Consider the following 19,882-nt stretch of genomic DNA (forward strand, 5'->3'; position numbering starts at 1 on the left):
TTTCATCCCCTAATGTTAATTTCGCTGTGCTAATTCGGTACCTTGGAACGCTTTAGGCACATAAGCACAGTAAGGATCACTTTCCAGATAATCACCTGTAATGGCATAGGCTCTTGCCCTCGAACCGCCGCATATCTCCTTAAACTCACAAACCCCACATTTCCCCTTCAGCAACGACTTGTCTCGCAGTTGCTTCATAACCGGGGAATTCTGATATATTTCTACGAGAGGCTGCTCCCGGACGTTACCGCAAATTACGGGCAAGAATCCACTTGGATATACATCCCCGGTGTGGCTTATAAAGACAAACCCATCACCGTCATTTACACCTTTTGGTGCCCGTCCGAGCAGATCTGTGCGTTTCATTTCAGTCGAAGCGATGTTCTGACCTAAACGCTGTTTCTCTTGGAGAAATACTCTCCGGTAATGCGGCGCTTCCGTTGCTTTGACTCCATAGGGCATTTTCTGCTGGATTTGACATAACCATTTCATGACCTCTTCATGCTGTTCGGGCGTTATCATATCCTTCTCCATCCCGCGTCCCGTAGGCACGAGGAAGAATGTACTCCAGAGTACGGCCCCCATCTCCTTGACCTTCTCGGCAATGGCTTCAAGATCGTTAAGGTTATACTTCGAGACCGTTGTATTCACCTGAACAGGAATGTGTAGCTCCTTTAAATGCTCGATGCCCCTCATCGTAAGATCAAAGGATCCCTTTGTACCGCGAAAATGATCATGGATCTCTGCACAAGACCCATCCAGACTAAACGCCCAACGCGATAATCCAACCTCCTTTGCCTTCTGAATCGCTTCACGTGTGACCTTCGGAGTAGCACTGGGTGTCATAGAAACAGGAAGGTTGTTCTCTTCTATTGCATATTTGACTAATTCGAATAAATCGGGTCGCATCAAAGGATCTCCACCGGTTAAGACGAATAACGGATTATCCATCTTGGCGATTTCATCAATCAGCTTCTTGCCCTCTTCGTAAGATAGCTGACGTGGATCTGCCTTGTACTGTGCTTCAGCCCTGCAGTGCAGACATTTCAAAGCGCAGGCTCGGGTAACCTCCCAAATGACGATGAACGGGTTTACGTGATAATCTCTTTCTTGTGTACCAGATATCATACATGTCCTCCTCTCTTCATAACTGAAAAACTACATCCATCTTAATGAAGATAGAAAGCACATACTGTGAGGCGCATCACACCCATAGAGAAACATTCTCAATAACTATCAATTGTTACGAAATGTTGACACCGTCATAAACGTGTTCCAAATCACATTTGCCCCTTTGCTGTAGTCGTATCATAAGGGTGTAAACAATAACCGAATACGGAAAAATCGATTCCCCGCTAGCAGGGAAGGCAAGCATTCCGAATCAGACTTCACTGATGGGGATGCGTTATTTTTCCTGTCGGTTGTGAATTATTTCACACAAAAAGGAGCGATGATTCGTATGTCAAAACTGAAAAAAAGCGCATGTTTATTGGCCACTCTGACCATTCTTCTTGCAGGTTGCAGCTCGACTGCCCCTATAAATGAGAACTCAAAGGCCGATCTGACCCCAGTTGTTCAAAAAATCAACCAGCCTCCAGTGGAGCCGATTGTCACAAGAGACGGAAAAAAAGTAAATATCGAAATGACCGCACAGGTAACCGATGTAGAAATTTCGTCCGGCGTATTCTACAACGCCTGGACATTCAACGGTACTGTTCCGGGTCCAGTCCTTCGTGTTCAAGAAGGTGATACCATTACCTTCACGCTGAAAAATATCGACCCGGCCATTCCGCACTCGATGGATTTCCATGCTGTCCATGCTGCGCCAAGCAAGAAATTTATAGACGTTATGCCGAATGAGCAAGGCACGTTCACCTATCCGGCCAACAATCCAGGTGTATTCATGTATCACTGCGGAACAAAGCCGGTGCTAGCGCATATCGCGAACGGTATGTATGGAGTAATCATTGTCGAACCGGCGAACGGCTATCCGACAGATTCGGAGATTGACCAACAATATACACTTGTGCAAAGCGAATGGTACAAAGAAAATGATCTTGAAGCGTTCCTGAATGAAGAACCTGAATATGTCGTCTTTAACGGGGATGATTTCACCCTGAAAGAGAAGCCATTACTTGCGAAGGTCGGAGACAAAGTGCGCCTCTATATCAACAATGTGGGCCCAAATGAAATCAGCTCATTCCACGTCGTGGGAACTCTGATGGACCGGGTATATGTAGACGGCAACCCTAAAAACGTGCTGTACGGACTACAAACCGTGATGCTCCCGGCAAGCGGCGGTGCTGTTGTAGAATTTACCGTAACAGAGGAAGGCGACTATCCGATTGTTACCCACCAGTTCGATCATGCTTCCAAAGGAGCCGTTGCCATCCTGCGGGTAACCAAAGATGGTAAGGATACTGGAGAGCATTCTATGGGTCATTAGCAACTGGAATCAATCCCAAGTGAATTGAAAAAGCGGCTGTGTATGGAATTACTCCTGCACAGCCGCTTCCAGTTAGTCAACTGACGCCTTCTTAGGTGTATTGAAGCTCTTGATTCTGCTGTTCCTTTTCCTCCAGTTCACCCATTGGTCCGAAAAATTCATAGTGAATATTCTCACTCGGAACGCCCCATTTCTTCAAAGCACTGTTTATGGCCTTCATAAAGGGGAATGGACCACAGAAATAAAAATCTGCTGTTTTCGACGGCACGATCGACTGAAGCCAGCCCAAATCAATATAACCTTCTTTATCGAAATTATGCTTTACGCGATCTTCTTCAGTTGGTGATTCATAGCATATATATTGGTTCACATTTATATTCTCAAGCGCCTTTTGGGCTACTTCTTCATGAAGCGCATGATACCTGCTGTTTATCGCAGCATGCACGAATGTCACCTGTCGTTCAGGCTGTAGTTCAATGACCGTGTTTAACATGCTTACCATTGGGGTGATCCCAACGCCTCCACTCAACAATACAACTGGAATGTGTTTATCCGTATCCAACACAAAATCTCCAGCTGGTGCGCTTACTTGAATCCTATCCCCCTCTTGAATATGCTGATGCAAGAAACTGGATACGCAGCCTTGAGGTTTATCTTGAAGTTCGTCCTCTCGCTTCACACTGATTCGATAGTAATCTTTCCCAGGCGCATCCGATAAGCTATATTGACGCAGTTGTGTATACTCACCGTTGTTTTCAATTTTTAGTGTGATATATTGGCCAGCTTTATACATTGAAATGGCTTTTCCGTCCTCCGGTTTGAGATAAAATGATGTTATGACCTCACTCTCTTTCACCTTTTTAAAGACGACGAAGTTCCTGAATCCTTCCCAGCCCCCATCTTGTTGTTCAGCTTTGTTATACATTTCTTTTTCTACGCTGATAAATACATCGGCAATTACACCGTACGCCTCACTCCACGCCTGAATAATCTCGTCAGTAGCCGCATCGCCCAATACTTCTTTGATGGCAAGCAATAAATTTTCCCCGACAATAGGATAATGCTCTGCTTTAATTCCCAGGCTTCTATGCTTGTGGGCAATTTGTTGTACTACTGGTAATATGGCCTCCAGTCTGTCAATATGGGCCGCTGCCGCATAAATACTATTGGACAGAGCCGCCTGCTGTTTACCTTGCTTCTGATTAGCGTGGTTAAATATATGGAGCAATTCGGGGTGGCTCTCGAACAGCCTTTCATAAAACCGGGTCGTAATGGCCGTACCATGAGTTTGAAGCACGGGAACCGTAGACTTAATAATTTCAATCGTTTTGTGACTTAGCATGTAGTATTTCTCTCCCTTTTATATGTCTTTAACAACTTTAATGGTATTCTAACCTCACACCTCGATCTGTGATTAAGATCACACTAAAAGTGACGATATAAAGAAGGAATATTTTCTCACAACAGTAAAGGGATTATAGCTGAAGAGGCACAAGTCATTTCCTCCAGGAAATGCTTGTGCCTCTTCGCTATGATTAGAGTTGTTTATTATTAGGAATAGTCAGTACAATTTCCGTTCCCTGCCCGAGCTCCGAATGAATGATTAATTGCCCGCCTATCACACGGGTACGCTCCTCCATACTGAATAAACCAACCCCTTTGGTACTCGTATCCCGCAGAAATCCTTTACCCTTATCCTGAATCCGCACCTCGATCTGGTCTTGACTATCATAGAGTTTAATCTGAGCTTCATCTACGTCTGCATATTTGCCAATGTTGGTTAGTGCTTCCTGTATGGTCCGATATATCGTCGTTTCTACTTGAGCACTCAGCCTGCGGCGCAGATTCGTATCGATCTTAACCTGGATCCCATAATGCTCGGTATAATTCTCAATATAAGTTCGAATAGCAGGTACTACACCCAGGTCATCCAGTACAGAAGGCCGAAGCTCCCATGCGAGACTACGGACATCCTCAATGATGTTCGAAACATGAGTCCGGATATTGCTGAGCTCGGGGTGGACTTCCAGATTGATCAGCCGATCCATCTGTATGAGCAGCGAGAACAAGCTCTGTCCGATCCCGTCGTGCAGCTCGCGCGAGAACCGCCTCCGCTCTTCTTCTTGAATATTCATGACCTGCTTCATCATTTGTTTGAGCTCTTCCTCTACCCGCTTAAGCTCAGTCACTTCATTGCGAATAGCCAAATATTGATACGGGTTCCCTTCCTCGTCGAGAAAAGGCACAATTGTTGTATTCACCCAATAATAGCTGCCGTCTTTCGCACGATTCTTGATATCTCCTCGCCACACCTTGCCTGAAGATATCGTACTCCACAAATCCTTCATGAAAGCTTTGCTATGGTGACCCGAATTAATGATTCGGTGGTCTTTTCCCATGAGTTCTTCACGGTTATACTTGGATATTTGGCAAAACTTATCGTTTATATATAGAATCAGGCCCTTCCGGTCTGTTACGGCCACGATCGAAGACTCATCCAGGGCGAATTTAAGATCAGCCAGTTGGATCTGTGTATGCTCCCAACGAGGGTTATTCAAAATTCAACAGCCCCTTTTTCATCGCATATTTAACGAGATCCGGTCTTGTCTTCAGCCCTAGCTTCTCCATCACATTGGCCTTATGGGACTCCACCGTCTTTACACTGATGATGAGCTGGTCGGCTATTTCTTTGTTGCTATATCCTTTTGCGACAAAAGAGACAACCTCTTTTTCCCTCTCCGATAACGGTTCGAGTGAACTGCCGCTCTCACCCGTGTGCGCACGATCCATATATTCTCGCATTAGCCGCTTGGTCGCCGTTGGATACAAATAAGCATTTCCAGCAGCTACTAATCGGATCGCGGTTAATAATTCTTCATGGGGAGCACTTTTAAGGATGTACCCGGATGCCCCCGCGTGGATACCTTGGAATAAATATTCATCATCATCATGCATCGTCAAAATCAGAACGCTAGTATTAGGCAAAAGCTGCTTTAATTCCTTTGTAGCAGAAAGACCGTCTTTGCCATGAGGCATGCTAAGATCCATCAACACGACATCAGGCTGAAGCTGCTGAGCCATAAGAATCGCTTCATTTCCTTCCGATGCCTCTCCGATCACACTTAAATCTTCCTTGTCGTTCAACAGCATCTTAAGCCCGGATCGTACCATTGCATGATCATCAACAATACATATCTTTATCATGTTCTTCCTCCAATTGGACCTTCTTATCCTTCTATAATATCAAATTAAAAAGAATCCCACATAATGAGATTCATAATTGTTGAATTTTGGAATTGTCTGCCTCCATCAGAAGAGCAAGTTCTTTGGCGCACTCTTGAAGGTAGCTCAGATCGTTTGCTGTATAACTATAGGCTTGACGTGTTCCAATAATCAGCACGCCACAATAATCGTTTGTTGCAAGAATGGGAATAGCTGCCGCTGCTTGAAGGCCTTCTGCTAGCATCAGAGGACAGTCGATCTTCAGTTCGTTACTTCCGGCCGACCTGAGATCTTGGGTTATGCACCGGCCGAAGACTAGAGCCAAGCCCGGCAACCCTTTGCCTCGTTTCACAAGCATTTGCTTATAACGATGATTCATATTCCCGCTCACATAATGCCATCTGTACGTCCGTCCGTCCTTGTCAGGGAGAGCTAGAGCTGCAAAGTCACTGTGTGAAAAATGCATGATATGATGAATCTGATTGCTTATCGCCTCAGTCGTCGAATCCCTCACAGTCTCCCCCCCCCCCAGGTTATCGCTTTATTTATATTGTAAAGCTTCCGAGGTTCGTTTGTATGTCGGGGAATTCCCTGAAAAGGGATCAGGGTACTTCAGTGGAAACGATCAGATTATGTAATGGAACAGGGGATTTCCCCTAGATCGCTGTGACATTTCTCACACCCGAATCGGGGATTTCCCTCTGCAAAGATGGGGGGTTCCTCTGATACCTTTTCACGCAGGTAAAAGTTATGATAAGGATATAAGCACGATCGGGGAGATGAGTGGGATGGCCATTAAATATGAACAACCAAAGCTTGCAGAAGGAAAAGTTGAGGACGGAATTTCCGCTTTTTTCACGCCAGATAATCTTGAGAAGCTTAAGGGTATCATGTATACCAAAACGGTGAAGGCTGAGTCCTATTTGTTCTGGGACGGTGATCCGGCGGATTATCTTTATTACGTCAAAAAGGGTCGAGTTAAATTAACGAAAACAACCAATAGCGGGAATAAAATTACGCTTTATACCCATTATACTGGCGATATGTTCGGACAAATCAACGCCTTCCAACAAGCCACGCAGACCTTCAACGCAGAAGTCTTAGAAGATTCCGAATTTGGCATTATCCAACAGAAAGACTTGGAAATACTGCTCTGGCAACACGGGGACCTCGCCATTGAGTTCATGAAATGGATGGGAATGACCCATCGGATGACTCAAACTAAATTTCGCGATCTACTGCTCTACGGGAAATCGGGCGCCTTATGTTCGCTGCTGATCCGTCTGTCTAATTCTTACGGGGTTCCATGCGGAGACGGGATTAAACTCAACAAGACGATCACCAATTCGGAAATGGCAGAGATGATAGGCGCTACACGGGAAAGTGTAAATCGGATGCTCAGTGATATGCGCAAGGAAGAAGCAATCCTCATCCACAACGGAACGATTTTGATTAAGGACATGAATTATTTGCGTAATATTTGTAAATGTGAAAGCTGTCCGAAGGAATTATGCCGGGTGTAGAAAAACATGGATGAAGGTTAATCTGTGGTACAATAAGGATATTAAAATGCGAATCCTTGGAGGTGGTTGTCACCATGAGCAACAGCACCAAGCCGAAATCGAAGCCCATTATTAAAGAACATCCATCCTACTACGACATCATTCCAGAAAGGTATGAGATCATTAACGGTATACGTTACGATCTCTCGCCGTCCCCCAAATTTGTACATCAGAAAATTGTAGCTAATCTGTACCTGGGCTTGCATGCGACTTGCCATCTCGACGGGGAAATCATATTTGCTCCGATGGACGTGCACTTTGATGAGGATAACCTTGCTCAGCCCGATCTCATCTACATCGCGAACGAGAATCGTTCCATCATTCGCGACGGCTTCGTGTACGGCGCTCCCGATCTGGTTATCGAAGTACTGTCCAAGAGCACCGGAGGCAAGGACAAAACCGTGAAGAAAGCCATGTTCGAGCGTTTCGGCGTGAAAGAGTATTGGCTCTTCGATCCTGCTTACCGAACTGTTGATCAGTTCATGCTTATAGATGGAGAATACCGTCTGATTGCCACGCTCACAGAGCCACATAAGCTAACATCCCCGCTTTTTCCATGTGTTTCAATCGATCTGAATGCGATTTTTCCGCTTGAGGATCTGGGTGAAACTGTAACTTGAACGGCCCCGTCCTGCGTCTTTCTGTATGCTGCGAAACGTTCCTACTCTTTTAATCACCAACAAAAAGACCGCCAGGAAAATGACTATCCATGGCGATCTTTTTTGTTGTTAATATTTTAAAGTCCCATCGTATTGGCTAGCGACTTGCGATAGTCGGCGATATCTTTGTCTATTACCGAGCGTACTTGGGCGATTTTCCAACGGATATGTTCAGGATCTGTCATATAGTCCATGCTTGGTTCCCAACCAAGACGAGAATCGGCTTCCACAAGCGGAATCGTCGCCTCAGCATTCGCAATCTCTTGCTCGGCTAGTTCGGTCAATTCGTCAAGAATAGCATTTCCCCGCTGCGGGTTCGGTTCTGTAAATAACCGTTGCTTGAGCAGCCACCACTGCTTCAAATGGATGACCGTCTGCACGGTATGTACGATGAAGCGGTTCATGCCCAGCAATCGATCGGCCTCTGCTCGTTTTCGCTCGGGTGTCAGCTCTATTGCTTGCTCCAGGCTTAGATTGCCTTGATTCCAGCGGGCGAGCATTTGCTCCAGACTGCGGATTTCCACTTCAAAACGGGATATACCTAGCGATTGGTGTACACTGTCTGCAGGCTCGTAGTTTGTAAGAGCTATCCTACTACCGAACATCGCATGCCAGGAAGACGGAATTTGCAGATCCTGCTCGAACATCCTCTTTTTGAACACCATCGGATAAGAAGGGCCAACCCGAAAAGGTCCATACTGGTCTTCGTTCGTAGGGATATAGTGGCGAATGCCTTCACTCCAATGTTCCCAAGCCTCCAGCACGTGAGGAACAGCCTCCTCGCTGTAATCCCGGCGCGCGACCGCTTCGTAGGATTGTTGTATCGGTGGACTCGGCTGCCAATACGTCCATTTGGTCAAATCGCTGACAAAAGATGGCCACCAGCCGAAATGATGAGAATCCATCAAACCCGACAGTCCCCAATCCTCATTGGCCTTAAGCAAGGCTGCGTGCCTTCTCGCCCACTGGAAAGGAATCGGTTCATATGGTATGACACCGATATCCCAAGTGAGTCCACCTGTATTAGCCATCGTATACAGCTTCAATCCGCGTTCACGAGCAACCTGAGCTTCACTGCTAAAGTATTGACCTGGTCCTACGAAAGAGGCCGTATAGTCCACACATATATGGGTCACATGCTCATGTTGGATCGGTTCGAACATCTCAAAGGTTACCTGCAACGTAATGTCTTCAGGAATGCTCCGAATCAGCTTAAGTCGGTCTTCTTCCGGTGCCCAGCCCCAGTTATAGGTCCAAAACACGATTTCGGCTTCTGCATTGTGTTTCCTTATTACTTTCTTCAGCATATTGAGCCACTGCGGATAGTCCGTGCAAGGCCACCAGCCCGGACTTGGCTTCGTCTGAGGCTGATCCTTCGGCCATTCCAACCGAAGCATGCCCGTCGTATTCGGGTCTTTGCTCGGAAATTCACAAGATTCCCCTACTAGAATGACACCTTTGAATCGCGGGCACGCTTTTAGCACTTTGCCGTAAGTATTGTCATAATAGGATTCAGCATCTGGTTCATCAGGGTGTTTGCGGCTAACCAAATAGCTGTACATGTACACATCCAGTCCGTGCAGCTCCGCCCGATCTACCAAATGATTGAAATCCAAATATCCGTAAGGAGTTTTGTCTACATCCTCGACGAATATAAGGATCGCATCGATGCCTGAATGCGCCATAGCATTCAAATGCGCGTCAGGGAAGTGATCAAGCCCCCAGCCAGAATGGACCATTCGCGGGGAAAATATCGGCTTGCGAATCGTTTCCCCCACCTCAAGAAATGGCGCCTCCCTTAAATTCATCAAGTCTTCGAGAAAATAGCTTCCTTGCCCTACACCCCTTGCATCGTATCCGCATACAACGATTCGGCTCTTCTCGACCGTAATCCGGTAGCTGCGGGGATCGGTCAGGGAAGCCCCCTGCTCCGGAAGCTCTTCCCGAGTAGCGAGAACGATAATATTGTTGGATTGAGACATAACCTCTCGCAGAGTAGACGTTCTTTTCAACCGAACGGAGATACCCATACTGACGAACAAATAATCCTGCAAATCCTTAGCCACATGCATGACGGCTGCGTCTGATGATTGGCTGCACACAATGTGCCAGTTATCATCGAATTCCATTTCACTGTCAGTAGGCTGAAGTGCTGAATCACGGCGGTCAGGCTTATGTACGACTTCCAAACGTTTACGGAATTCATATTTTTGTTCCATTTTGTGATTCCTCCGTATAAATTATATATAATTAATTAAGATTATATACAAAATAACCTGCTATGTCCATAATGATATATAAATAGGGATACGAATATGTATTATTTTATTAGTACATATAGTTTAAAGGTATTAGGTTAATATTTGTCGAATTAAACACACTAGGGCGGTGGCTATAAGAATGATGAATAATGAGTATGTTTCAATCATGTTAAGCCACAAAGTGACCATATCGAATAAATGGTTGGGGGAAGTTCGTGATATTTATCCCGATTTGCCTCTTGACTCAGATGAAATTATTAATAATTATTTAGATTATGTAATGAATTTAGAAATCTCTGCGGACGACCATCCCATTTTTAATTCTATACCCAAATGGTCCAAAATTTCTTTGGATCGGTATAATTATATTGAATACATTTTGATTACTACAAATATTTGGAGAAAAATTATTCTTGAAACTGTCGAAATGGTAGCCATAGATAATGAGATTACCACCTATCAACTTATAAAAAAATACATATTTAGGATGGACCTATTTGAGAAGAATGCTCGTGAAAATTATTGGAACTTAACTCGAAATGTTATATTGGAAAAAGATAAGCAAATTAACGAGTTACATAGTGAACGCTTGACTCTGATTGGCAAAATGGCAGCCAGTATGGCCCATGAGATCAGAAATCCTCTTACCTCCATTCAGGGATTTTTAAAACTTATTAAACAAAATGTTTCACCACAAACGGACTCAAAGATTGCTGGTTATTTTAAAATTATTGATGATGAATTTGAGAGTATTAACATGCAGATTACGGGTTTTCTCAGTTTTTCTAGAAATCGAGAACATGATGAATCGTTCGATAACATCTCTTTAATACAAATTATCAACTCTGTTCTATCCATGCTAAATCCGCGATTAATAGAAGAAGATGTAATGTTTATTAAAAAATTTAAAGCAGATAAAATGATCAGGGTACAAAAAATGGGCATACAACAAGTAATCTCCAATTTATTAAACAATGCAGTTGATGCGTTACTTGATGTTTACCACAGGAAGGAAATTACATTATCTATTAAAGAGGATGATGATAATGCTTATCTGTATATTTCTAACAATGGCCCAATGATCCTTGACGAGATAAAAGATTTATTATTCACACCATTTGTAACCAATAAATCATCTGGGACTGGGCTAGGATTAACGATATGCAAACAAATTATGCAAAAAAATGATGGTGATATAACTTTTGAAACTAATGAAAAAGTAACTACTTTTATTTTGTCTTTTAAAAAAGCTCTACATTGAATATGGAGCGAAAACCACTGGGGAGTGAGGACACACGTCTTATCTTCTTTTTTTATGGAATGAAATTTCTATTCTCGTCAAAAAAGGCCGCTCAGAATGAGCGGCCTCTTCCTATGACAACCAAATACTAAACCATAATTTTACAAATATCGTTCGTGAATTCAACCGGATCTTGCAGCGGCAGGCCTTCGATCAGAAGAGCCTGATTGTATAATAACGTCGTGTACAAGCTTAGCTTGTCCTTATCATTCGCATAAGCATCCTTCAACGATTGAAACACCGGATGATTCACATTGATCTCGAGCACCTTGTCCGCTTGCACATCCTGGTTATTCGGCATCGATTTCAATATTTTCTCCATCTCAATCGTTAGTTCGCCCTCTGAAGAGAAACATACAGGATGTGACTTCAAGCGTTTGGACGCTTTTACCTTTTTCACTTTATCCGATAAAAGACTGTTCATGTGCTCAAATAGCTCTTTGTTATCCTTCTCTTCAGAACTATCTTGATCCTCTTTGTCTTCTGCTTCTAACCCTAAGTCCCCGCTGGATACAGACTTGAATTCTTTCTCCTTGTAGGTCATGAGCATCTTGATGGCGAACTCATCGATTTCATCGGTAAAGTATAAAATCTCATAGCCTTTCTCAGAGACCATCTCGGTCTGCGGCAGCTTTTCAATTCTTTCATTCGATTGCCCGGATGCATAATAGATGTACTTCTGATCTTCTGGCATTCTCGATACATACTCATCCAGGGTGACCAGCTTTTTCTCGGTAGAGGAGTAGAACATGATCAAGTCCTGCAATTCCTCTTTATGCATGCCATATTCATTATAAATCCCAAATTTCAATTGTCTGCCGAAGGCTTTGAAAAATTGCTCATACTTGTCTCTTTCATCCTTCAACAGGCCTTGCAGCTGACTTTTGATTTTACTCTTGATGTTCTTGGCGATCAGTTTCAATTGTCGATCATGCTGCAGCATCTCTCTGGAAATGTTAAGCGACAGATCCTCCGAATCCACCATACCTTTGACGAAGCTGTAATAGTCGGGAAGAAGATCGGAGCACTTATTCATAATCAAGACACCATTGGAATATAACTCTAAGCCCTTCTCGTATTCCTTTGAATAGTAGTCAAAAGGAATATTCTCAGGTATAAAGAGGATGGCGTTGTAGCTCACAGCACCATCGACATTAATATGGATATGCTTGAGCGGCTTATCGAATCCGTAACGCTTCTCCATATAAAATTTCTCATAATCTTCAGAGGTCAGCTCGCTCTTATTCTTTTTCCAGATCGGAACCATGCTGTTAACGGTCTGCTCTTCCTGATAATCCTCGAACTCATTGTCGCTGCCCTCTTTAGGTCTTTTTCCGGCAATCTCCATTTTGATCGGATATCGGATGAAATCAGAGTATTTTTTGATAATGGCTTTCAAACGATACTCTTCAATCCACTCATCATAGGAGTCATCCTCGGTGTTCTCTTTGATCTTAAGTATAATCTCGGTACCGTATGAATCCTTCTCAACCGGCTCAATCATGTACCCGTCTGCCCCAGTAGATTCCCACTTATATGCGCCATCGCCGCCTACAGCCTTGCTTATAACTGTAACCACATCAGCAACCATGAAGGCCGAGTAGAATCCAACACCGAACTGACCGATTATATCGTGTCCGTCCTTTGATTCATTCTCCTTCTTGAACGCCAAAGAGCCGCTCTTCGCAATAACGCCAAGATTCTCCTCCAGCTCTTCTCGGGTCATTCCAATACCGGTATCGCGGATCGTCAACGTCCGACTTTCCTTGTCGGCAACCACTTTTATATAATAGCTATCCTTGTCAAAAACCAAATTCTCATCCGTTAGTGCTTTATAGTAGATCTTGTCAATTGCATCACTGGCATTGGAGATCAACTCTCTTAGGAATATTTCTTTTTGTGTGTAAATAGAGTTAATCATCATTTCTAATAATCTTTTGGACTCTGCCTTGAACTCTGTTTTGGCCATTCCTATCGCTCTCCTTAAAAAGATTCAAATAAGGTATAGGGTATAAAAAAATAATGATTAGCACTCTAACCCATCGAGTGCCAATCATTATTATATAACATTCCTTTTTTTTCGTAAACCACAACTCCATTGAAAAACGGTCAAACTGTACAAACAAGCTTATGAAATGCCCATTATGGTTTTACGTCATAGAGCTTGTAGAGATCATCCAGCATCAAGTTCGCTGCTTTCACTCCTCCAGCGGTATTCCAGGTAGCATCATTAACTTTGATCAGCTTATTATTCTTAACGACCTTAAGGTTCTTCCACAAGGGGTCATTCATCCACTCCTGCTCTTGCTTCTCGCCCTTGCCGTCCCCGATTTCATAAGTGAAGTAGAATATCTTATCCGCAGCGTCAAGCTCCGTCAACCGTTCTTTGGTAATATCCTCGAACGACTTCTCATCGCTCTTCGGGTCCGAACGCGGAAAGCCGATTTGCTTGAGAATCACACCGGAAAACATATCACCATAATAAAATCTTGTTTTCCCGCCCATAAAGCGAACAACAGCTACCTTCTCCGCCTTCAACTTATCACCGGCTTTTAGCTTGAAATCATCGATGCGCTTGTCGAAATCGGCAATAACCTTATCGCCTTCCGCTTTTTTGTTCAATGTGTCAGCATAAAGCGCAAAGTTGCTCTTCCACTCCCCGCGGAGCGTCTCCGAGAAAACAGTTGGCGCTATGGCCTTAAGCTGCTCATATATTTTCTCCTGACGCAGCTTGTTCCCGATAATGAGATCAGGCTTCACAGATGCAATGAGCTCAAGATTAGGTTGCCCTTCTACTCCTAGAGGCTTAACGCCTTCGAGGTCTTTCTTAAGATGCTCGTACCAAGGGCTTCCGTAGAAAGATTCTACTGCTGCCACCGGTTTAATACCAAGTGCTAGTACGGCTTCGGTCGCTTCGTTCGTTAGAGTAACCACTCGTACGGGATGAGCCGGAACCTCTGATTCCCCCATTATATGAGTAATTTTACGCGGACCCTCGTTATTAGCAGCAGCACCGCCAGCGCCAGTCTTGGACTGAGAATCGGAATTCCCTCCACAGGCCGTCAGGAAAAGAGTGAATGCTAGAATCACGGCTAATAACGCTGCCGGTTTCGATCGCAGTGAATGAATCGAACGTAACATGATGTAAATTGCCCCCCAATATTTGAATGCTTATGTTGATAATGATTATCATTGACATCCATATACTACTTGACACTTAACTCAATGTCAATTGTTTTTTTGATAATGATTCTCAGAGTCATTGACAGCTGAAAATCATTCTCATACAATGAATTAGAAGTATTAAGCAGCACAATTCTACCATACTAATCATCATATACAAGGTTAGTTCAGACAGGGAGCGGCTAACTATTCATGACCTCAATTAAACCATATCGTTCCTATAAAGCTATTGGTCTCCTCACAGCCTTCATTCTACTTGGGATCGCTATGGCTTGCAGCGTCCTATTCGGTCTTCATACTTACTCATGGGATCAGGTTATCACGGCTTATACTCACTATGAGGGATCCAACGAACATATTATTATTCAGACCGTCCGCGTGCCCAGATCGCTTATCGCGGCACTCGTCGGCGGCAGTCTTGCTGTTGCCGGAGCTTTAATGCAGGCTATTACCCGCAACCCTCTTGCTTCTCCCAGTATATTCGGCGTCAATGCCGGAGCTGCCTTTGCCCTTGTAATTGCGGTGTCTTTGTTCGACATTTCAGGTTTGACTTCATTAACATGGGTCGCATTCCTTGGTGCAGCAGTTAGTGCCTGTCTGGTCTACTTCCTCGGCTCAATCGGCCGCGACGGAATGACCCCCATCAAAATCACTCTGGCTGGTTCCGCGCTCACCGCTTTTTTTGCGGCGCTGACACAGGGGATCCTATTGTCGAGCGGCAAAGCGTTCGATCAGGTGCTGTTCTGGCTTGTCGGCTCTGTAGCGGGACGTACCATGGAAATGTTCCAAGCGGTATTCCCATATATGTTGGTGGCGCTTATTGGAGCACTCGTCCTTTCCCCTCATATTAATGTACTGGACATGGGAGAGGATGTAGCCAAAGGTCTTGGTCAGAGGACGGTTCTCATAAAAGCAGTTGCCGCGATCGTCATCGTCATTCTCGCAGGAGGCTCCGTAGCTGTTGCCGGTCCTGTTGTGTTTATCGGGATTATTATCCCGCACATCGCGCGAGCCTTAGTAGGTACGGATCATCGTTGGTTGCTCCCGTATTGCGCCGTTCTAGGGGCGTTGCTTCTAGTCAGCGCGGATATCGGTGCCCGTTTCATAGCAATGCCCAAAGAGGTCCATGTCGGAGTTACAACAGCGCTGCTGGGCGTTCCCTTCTTTGTTTACATTGCGCGCAAAGGGGGACAGCTAGGATGAATGACCGAAGCCGGTATGTAACGACCCGCAATAAAGTGTATTCTTTCCTCATTCATAAAAGGGCGGTAGCCTCCTCCATCCTGCTTCTTGCCGTCTTATTAGCTCTTATGATCGTCAGCACCGGCATTGGCAGCCTTTATATTTCACCGGTTGAGGTATTTCGCTCTATCTTCGGATTTGGCGGGGATTCAAGTGAATTGATTGTGCGTTCACTCCGTCTTCCGCGTATCATCATCTCAGTCTTGATAGGCGCTGCGTTGGCAGTGTCCGGCGCAATCTTGCAAGGTGTTGTCCGCAACCCCTTGGCTTCTCCAGATACCGTGGGCACAACGGGAGGTGCTACACTCGGAGCTGTATCCTTTTTCTTCTTCTTCTCGGACAAGCTAAGTATTCATTGGCTGCCATTAGCGGCTATTATTGGAGCTTTTGGAGCTACGCTGCTTGTGTATGTGTTGTCCTGGAAGCAAGGTGTCGCCCCACTGCGGCTTGTGCTCGTCGGCATCGGCTTCACGGCCGCCATGAGCTCGCTTTCGTACATGATGATGATATCCGGCCCAATCGTTCTAGCCAATCAATCTTTAACATTCATGACAGGCAGCGTATATGGGACATCAATGGAAAAGACGGTACTGCCGCTGCTCCCTTGGATCGTTATTCTTCTTCCTCTCGTGCTTGTTCTATCCCGCCATATTAATATTCAAGAGTTGGGCGATGATGTGGCACGCGGAGTCGGCAGCGCTGTACAGCTTCAGCGATTTCTACTATTGCTTTTGAGCGTTGCTCTGGCAGGGGCTGGGGTTGCCTTCGGCGGAGCGATTGGCTTTATTGGCTTGCTAGCGCCGCATATCGCCCGCAAAATCGTCGGACCGACTTTCGGAGCCTTGGTCCCGGCGGCCGCATTGGTTGGCGCGATTGTCCTTCTATTGGCAGATCTAGCCGGTCGTTCCTTATTTCCACCGCATGATATTCCAGCGGGCGTATTTACAGCCGCGATCGGCGCACCTTTTTTCATATATTTGTTATACCGTTCTCGAAATACCTGAGGACATTCCGAGTTCCTAATGACAAGAAGGAGTTAACTCTTATGACAGAACGTACAGCACTGGAAGCCAAATCGCTACAGCTCTCCTACGGGGATTACTCGATATTCGAGAGTCTCAACTTGCACATCCCGAAGGGGAGGATTACGGTATTCATCGGGGCTAACGGCTGCGGTAAATCTACACTCCTCCGCTCGTTCGCCCGACTGCTTAAGCCGAGATCTGGCAGTATCCTGCTGGATGGCGAAGAGCTGGCCAAGCTGCCGACGAAGGAAATAGCCAAACAGATGGCGATATTGCCCCAAGGCCCTTCCTCTCCGGCAGGCTTAACCGTGCTGCAGCTCGTCAAACAAGGTCGTTATCCGTATCAAAGCTGGCTGCAGCAATGGTCGACTGAGGATGAGCACAAGGTGCGCTCCGCTTTGGAGCTTACCCACATGCAAGCCTACGCAGAACGCGCCGTGGACAGCCTGTCGGGAGGACAAAGACAAAGAGCCTGGATCGCCATGACTCTAGCTCAGGATACAGACACGATACTGCTCGATGAACCAACGACCTATCTGGATATGACTCATCAAATTGAGGTGCTTGATCTGCTGTTCGAGCTCAATGAGCACGAGCAGCGAACAATCGTCATGGTATTGCACGATATGAATTTGGCGTGCCGGTATGCGCATCATATTGTGGCCATAAAGAATGGCGCCGTATATGGGGAAGGGCGCCCTGAGGACATCATGAACGAGGGATTGATTGCGGACGTCTTCGATATGAAGTGCCGTGTTGCGCTTGATCCGATCTTCGGAACACCGATGTGTATTCCCTATGGGAAAGGCAGAATGCTTACGCCCTTGCAGGAGACAAGTGAAGGACCCGATAAACGTCAGGTAGAAATGGTTTGAGCGGCAGTCACCGGCAACAGGTGTATAAGTAATTCCGGGTACTGCCGCGTATTACCATCTCGGTTCACAACCTCGTAATTCCATTGCTCCGGTTTGATTTGGGTTTATCGTTCCACGACTACCATAGCATAGCCATCAACCTTGGGTAAGGGGATACGGACATAACCATTCGCCTGCTCATGGGAGAGCGCTTCTTTCCCAGGTGCCAAATAAACCGCTTTTACGTTGTCTCCTCTAAGATATACAACTCCGTCCACCAGCGTTTGCCGATCTTCGATCACATTAAACTTTCCTCTCGGCTCCGGATGCGTCAGCTTGATATGAATCATGCTCCTTTGATCCTTCTCCGTTACAGTGACACGCGCAGTTGACGGAATATTGTCGCAGCGTACAATCGGCTCAGACAATAGCTGCTCGAGGCAGTATTTCACCATAGATTTGTGGCCAGGTACGGCATACTCTATATAAGAAGTGAAAATATTAAAGCAGAACTGATAGATTTGACCCGATTTCACCACAGCCGGACGACCGGCATAACGATCCGGCGGAGTGTAGAAGCTGCCGTGAAATCCATCCCACTTCCGATTGGAATACGGCTGGTAGTAATCCGCGATCGCGCTTGCGCCTTCCTTAAGCTGCAGCAGAATCGCTTGATTGTAGATCCCGCATAACATATCCGGCACTTCTCCGTCTGTAGGCTCCAGCATTTTGAAATAAGAGCAGTTCCAAGGATCGGCTCCTTCGTAATCCATATTCCATGCGTCTAATGCGAATGCTGTTCCTTCCGGATTCAGCCCGGAGCGGCCAGAGCTGATAATTCCCCTGCCACTGGCTAGATACGCTTCGAGCTTGGGCTGCAGTGTCGGTGTCACCGCTACGTCATCGGGCATTATAATGACCTTGTACCTCGATAAATCGTGATTCTCATTGATGATATCATAAGTATATTTCATCTCACCGAGCATCCGCACGGCACCTTTGTGACACGAATCTGTTTTACCGCCTGGGAGTGTGAGTATACCAATGTCCGCAACCGCTGTGGCATAATCCGTCCATGGCTCGTATTTCTCCAACTCTTCGTGTATCTCCCCTATGACTTTGTATACAGCCGGATCCAACCCGTCCCTCGGGTGCATATGATCGCCGATCATTGTAGGCATTGCATTGCTGAGCGCGTCCCAGCAATCGTTCAACAAGGAAGTTTTACTCTTCAGACCGCCGAAATCGCCCCAGTTCACATTAAATCGCCCCGTCATATAGAAGACTTGCTGACCGAGATTACGACTATAGGCAGCTTGAACCGGGAAGCGGTCATACGACCAACTGCTCGGCAAGCACTCGATCTCTACATGCGTACGCAGTCCTTCCGTCTCGCTATAGTCAGGCCCGTTCAAATAGAGGAATTTGTCGTTACCAACAATGCCTTTCACTTCCCGGCAGAAATGGAGCACGTTTCTTTTGGCAAAAGCCAGCACGTCTGCATCATCCAGCGGGTTCATTCCTTCCGACTGCATGGCCTCACAGCATTCATTGCCATAACACGGACTAACAACGAGGTTATCGAGAAAAACGCCATCGACTGGATACTTGCTCACAACCTCCTTGATCATCCCGAGCATGTAATCGTGATAGCCAGAGTGCAAACACATGTGACGGAAAAAGTTAGCCGTTCGATCGCCGTATATGACTTGCCCTTCTTTGTTGACGGTCGCCCATTCTCTGCGCTTACGCGCCATTTCGTGGTCTAGCACGACACTGAAATAGGCAGTTACAGCAATCCCATGCTTGTGGCATTCCTCCACGATTTGCCCGAACATATCGAAATGCAAGTGAGGATGCATGACACCGATTTCTGTCGGATAGTAGGCCATCCCGATATTACATTTAGCGAAGACATTAATATATTCTACTTTGGCATCCTTGAGTGTCTGTGCGAACTGTTTGGCGTCAAAATTGGCTGCAAAATCAGGGATGTCAGGCATGGTATGAAAATCCAGATGAACGGCTCGCTTAATCAATCTCAAGGTCATGTATACACTCTCCTACTTCATTTTAATAAAAGAATTAGTGTCCATCACATGGGAAAAACACTCACCGGTCTCTATGA

General features: G+C 45.6%; 16 protein-coding genes. 7 read left to right on the forward strand and 9 right to left on the reverse strand.

What is annotated here, in order from left to right; all coding sequences use genetic code 11:
• Positions 1 to 15 precede the first annotated feature (15 nt).
• Positions 16 to 1,128: a TIGR04053 family radical SAM/SPASM domain-containing protein gene (locus AC58QD_RS07120; protein ID WP_497331491.1), complete on the reverse strand. Its 1,113-nt coding sequence runs from the start codon at positions 1,126 to 1,128 to the stop codon at positions 16 to 18.
• Positions 1,129 to 1,459: 331 nt separating this feature from the next.
• Here AC58QD_RS07120 and AC58QD_RS07125 point away from each other — a divergent pair, with 331 nt between their 5' ends.
• Positions 1,460 to 2,446, forward strand: a complete 987-nt coding sequence (locus AC58QD_RS07125) for a multicopper oxidase domain-containing protein (RefSeq protein ID WP_497331493.1) — start codon at positions 1,460 to 1,462, stop codon at positions 2,444 to 2,446.
• A 91-nt stretch (positions 2,447 to 2,537) separates the two neighbouring features.
• On the opposite strand, the gene hmpA is transcribed toward AC58QD_RS07125, so the two are convergent.
• The 4 genes from hmpA to AC58QD_RS07145 form a co-directional block, all read right to left on the reverse strand.
• Positions 2,538 to 3,788 (reverse strand): NO-inducible flavohemoprotein, encoded by a 1,251-nt coding sequence (gene hmpA / locus AC58QD_RS07130; protein ID WP_497331495.1) that lies wholly within the window; start codon positions 3,786 to 3,788, stop codon positions 2,538 to 2,540.
• Positions 3,789 to 3,981: 193 nt separating this feature from the next.
• Positions 3,982 to 5,004: a PAS domain-containing sensor histidine kinase gene (locus tag AC58QD_RS07135; protein ID WP_497331497.1), complete on the reverse strand. Its 1,023-nt coding sequence runs from the start codon at positions 5,002 to 5,004 to the stop codon at positions 3,982 to 3,984.
• Positions 4,997 to 5,650 carry a response regulator transcription factor gene (locus AC58QD_RS07140; RefSeq protein WP_497331499.1) on the reverse strand — a complete coding sequence of 218 codons (654 nt, stop codon included), beginning with the start codon at positions 5,648 to 5,650 and terminating at the stop codon, positions 4,997 to 4,999. Before AC58QD_RS07140 ends, AC58QD_RS07135 begins: the two co-directional genes overlap by 8 nt.
• 70 nt (positions 5,651 to 5,720) lie before the next feature.
• Positions 5,721 to 6,182 carry a GAF domain-containing protein gene (locus AC58QD_RS07145; protein ID WP_497331501.1) on the reverse strand — a complete coding sequence of 154 codons (462 nt, stop codon included), beginning with the start codon at positions 6,180 to 6,182 and terminating at the stop codon, positions 5,721 to 5,723.
• Positions 6,183 to 6,456: 274 nt separating this feature from the next.
• On the opposite strand from AC58QD_RS07145, the gene AC58QD_RS07150 reads away from it, so the two are divergent.
• Together AC58QD_RS07150 and AC58QD_RS07155 are read left to right on the forward strand one after the other, a co-directional pair.
• Positions 6,457 to 7,191, forward strand: coding sequence for a Crp/Fnr family transcriptional regulator (locus AC58QD_RS07150; protein WP_497331503.1), 735 nt, complete (start codon positions 6,457 to 6,459; stop codon positions 7,189 to 7,191).
• A gap of 74 nt (positions 7,192 to 7,265) precedes the next feature.
• Complete coding sequence (locus AC58QD_RS07155; protein WP_497331505.1) at positions 7,266 to 7,850, forward strand: Uma2 family endonuclease; 585 nt, start codon at positions 7,266 to 7,268, stop codon at positions 7,848 to 7,850.
• A gap of 116 nt (positions 7,851 to 7,966) precedes the next feature.
• Here AC58QD_RS07155 and AC58QD_RS07160 read toward each other — a convergent pair whose 3' ends face one another.
• Complete coding sequence (locus tag AC58QD_RS07160) at positions 7,967 to 10,108, reverse strand: hypothetical protein (RefSeq protein ID WP_497331507.1); 2,142 nt, start codon at positions 10,106 to 10,108, stop codon at positions 7,967 to 7,969.
• 181 nt (positions 10,109 to 10,289) lie between these two features.
• Between AC58QD_RS07160 and AC58QD_RS07165 the strand changes: the two genes are divergently transcribed.
• Positions 10,290 to 11,411, forward strand: a complete 1,122-nt coding sequence (locus AC58QD_RS07165) for a sensor histidine kinase (protein ID WP_497331509.1) — start codon at positions 10,290 to 10,292, stop codon at positions 11,409 to 11,411.
• A 127-nt stretch (positions 11,412 to 11,538) separates the two neighbouring features.
• Here the strand turns inward: AC58QD_RS07165 and htpG are convergent, their stop codons facing one another.
• Together htpG and AC58QD_RS07175 are read right to left on the reverse strand one after the other, a co-directional pair.
• Positions 11,539 to 13,419, reverse strand: a complete 1,881-nt coding sequence (htpG, locus tag AC58QD_RS07170) for a molecular chaperone HtpG (RefSeq protein ID WP_497331511.1) — start codon at positions 13,417 to 13,419, stop codon at positions 11,539 to 11,541.
• Between the two features lie 173 nt (positions 13,420 to 13,592).
• On the reverse strand, positions 13,593 to 14,591 hold the full coding sequence (locus tag AC58QD_RS07175) for an ABC transporter substrate-binding protein (protein ID WP_497331513.1): 999 nt from the start codon (positions 14,589 to 14,591) through the stop codon (positions 13,593 to 13,595).
• Positions 14,592 to 14,825: 234 nt separating this feature from the next.
• Between AC58QD_RS07175 and AC58QD_RS07180 the strand changes: the two genes are divergently transcribed.
• Genes AC58QD_RS07180 through AC58QD_RS07190 form a run of 3 tightly spaced genes read left to right on the forward strand, consistent with a single transcriptional unit; the run spans position 14,826 to position 17,775 of the window.
• The gene (locus tag AC58QD_RS07180) at positions 14,826 to 15,836 is read left to right on the forward strand and encodes a FecCD family ABC transporter permease (protein ID WP_497331516.1); all 1,011 of its coding nucleotides are present in this window, start codon (positions 14,826 to 14,828) and stop codon (positions 15,834 to 15,836) included.
• Positions 15,833 to 16,879, forward strand: a complete 1,047-nt coding sequence (locus AC58QD_RS07185; RefSeq protein ID WP_497331518.1) for a FecCD family ABC transporter permease — start codon at positions 15,833 to 15,835, stop codon at positions 16,877 to 16,879. The genes AC58QD_RS07180 and AC58QD_RS07185 overlap by 4 nt, the downstream gene beginning before the upstream one ends.
• Positions 16,880 to 16,920: 41 nt before the next feature.
• Positions 16,921 to 17,775 carry an ABC transporter ATP-binding protein gene (locus AC58QD_RS07190; protein WP_497331520.1) on the forward strand — a complete coding sequence of 285 codons (855 nt, stop codon included), beginning with the start codon at positions 16,921 to 16,923 and terminating at the stop codon, positions 17,773 to 17,775.
• Positions 17,776 to 17,879: 104 nt separating this feature from the next.
• Here the strand turns inward: AC58QD_RS07190 and AC58QD_RS07195 are convergent, their stop codons facing one another.
• Positions 17,880 to 19,805 carry an alpha-L-fucosidase gene (locus AC58QD_RS07195; RefSeq protein WP_497331522.1) on the reverse strand — a complete coding sequence of 642 codons (1,926 nt, stop codon included), beginning with the start codon at positions 19,803 to 19,805 and terminating at the stop codon, positions 17,880 to 17,882.
• Between the last annotated feature and the right edge of the window lie 77 nt (positions 19,806 to 19,882).

It is taken from the genome of Paenibacillus sp. J2R1T-4 (assembly GCF_059692235.1).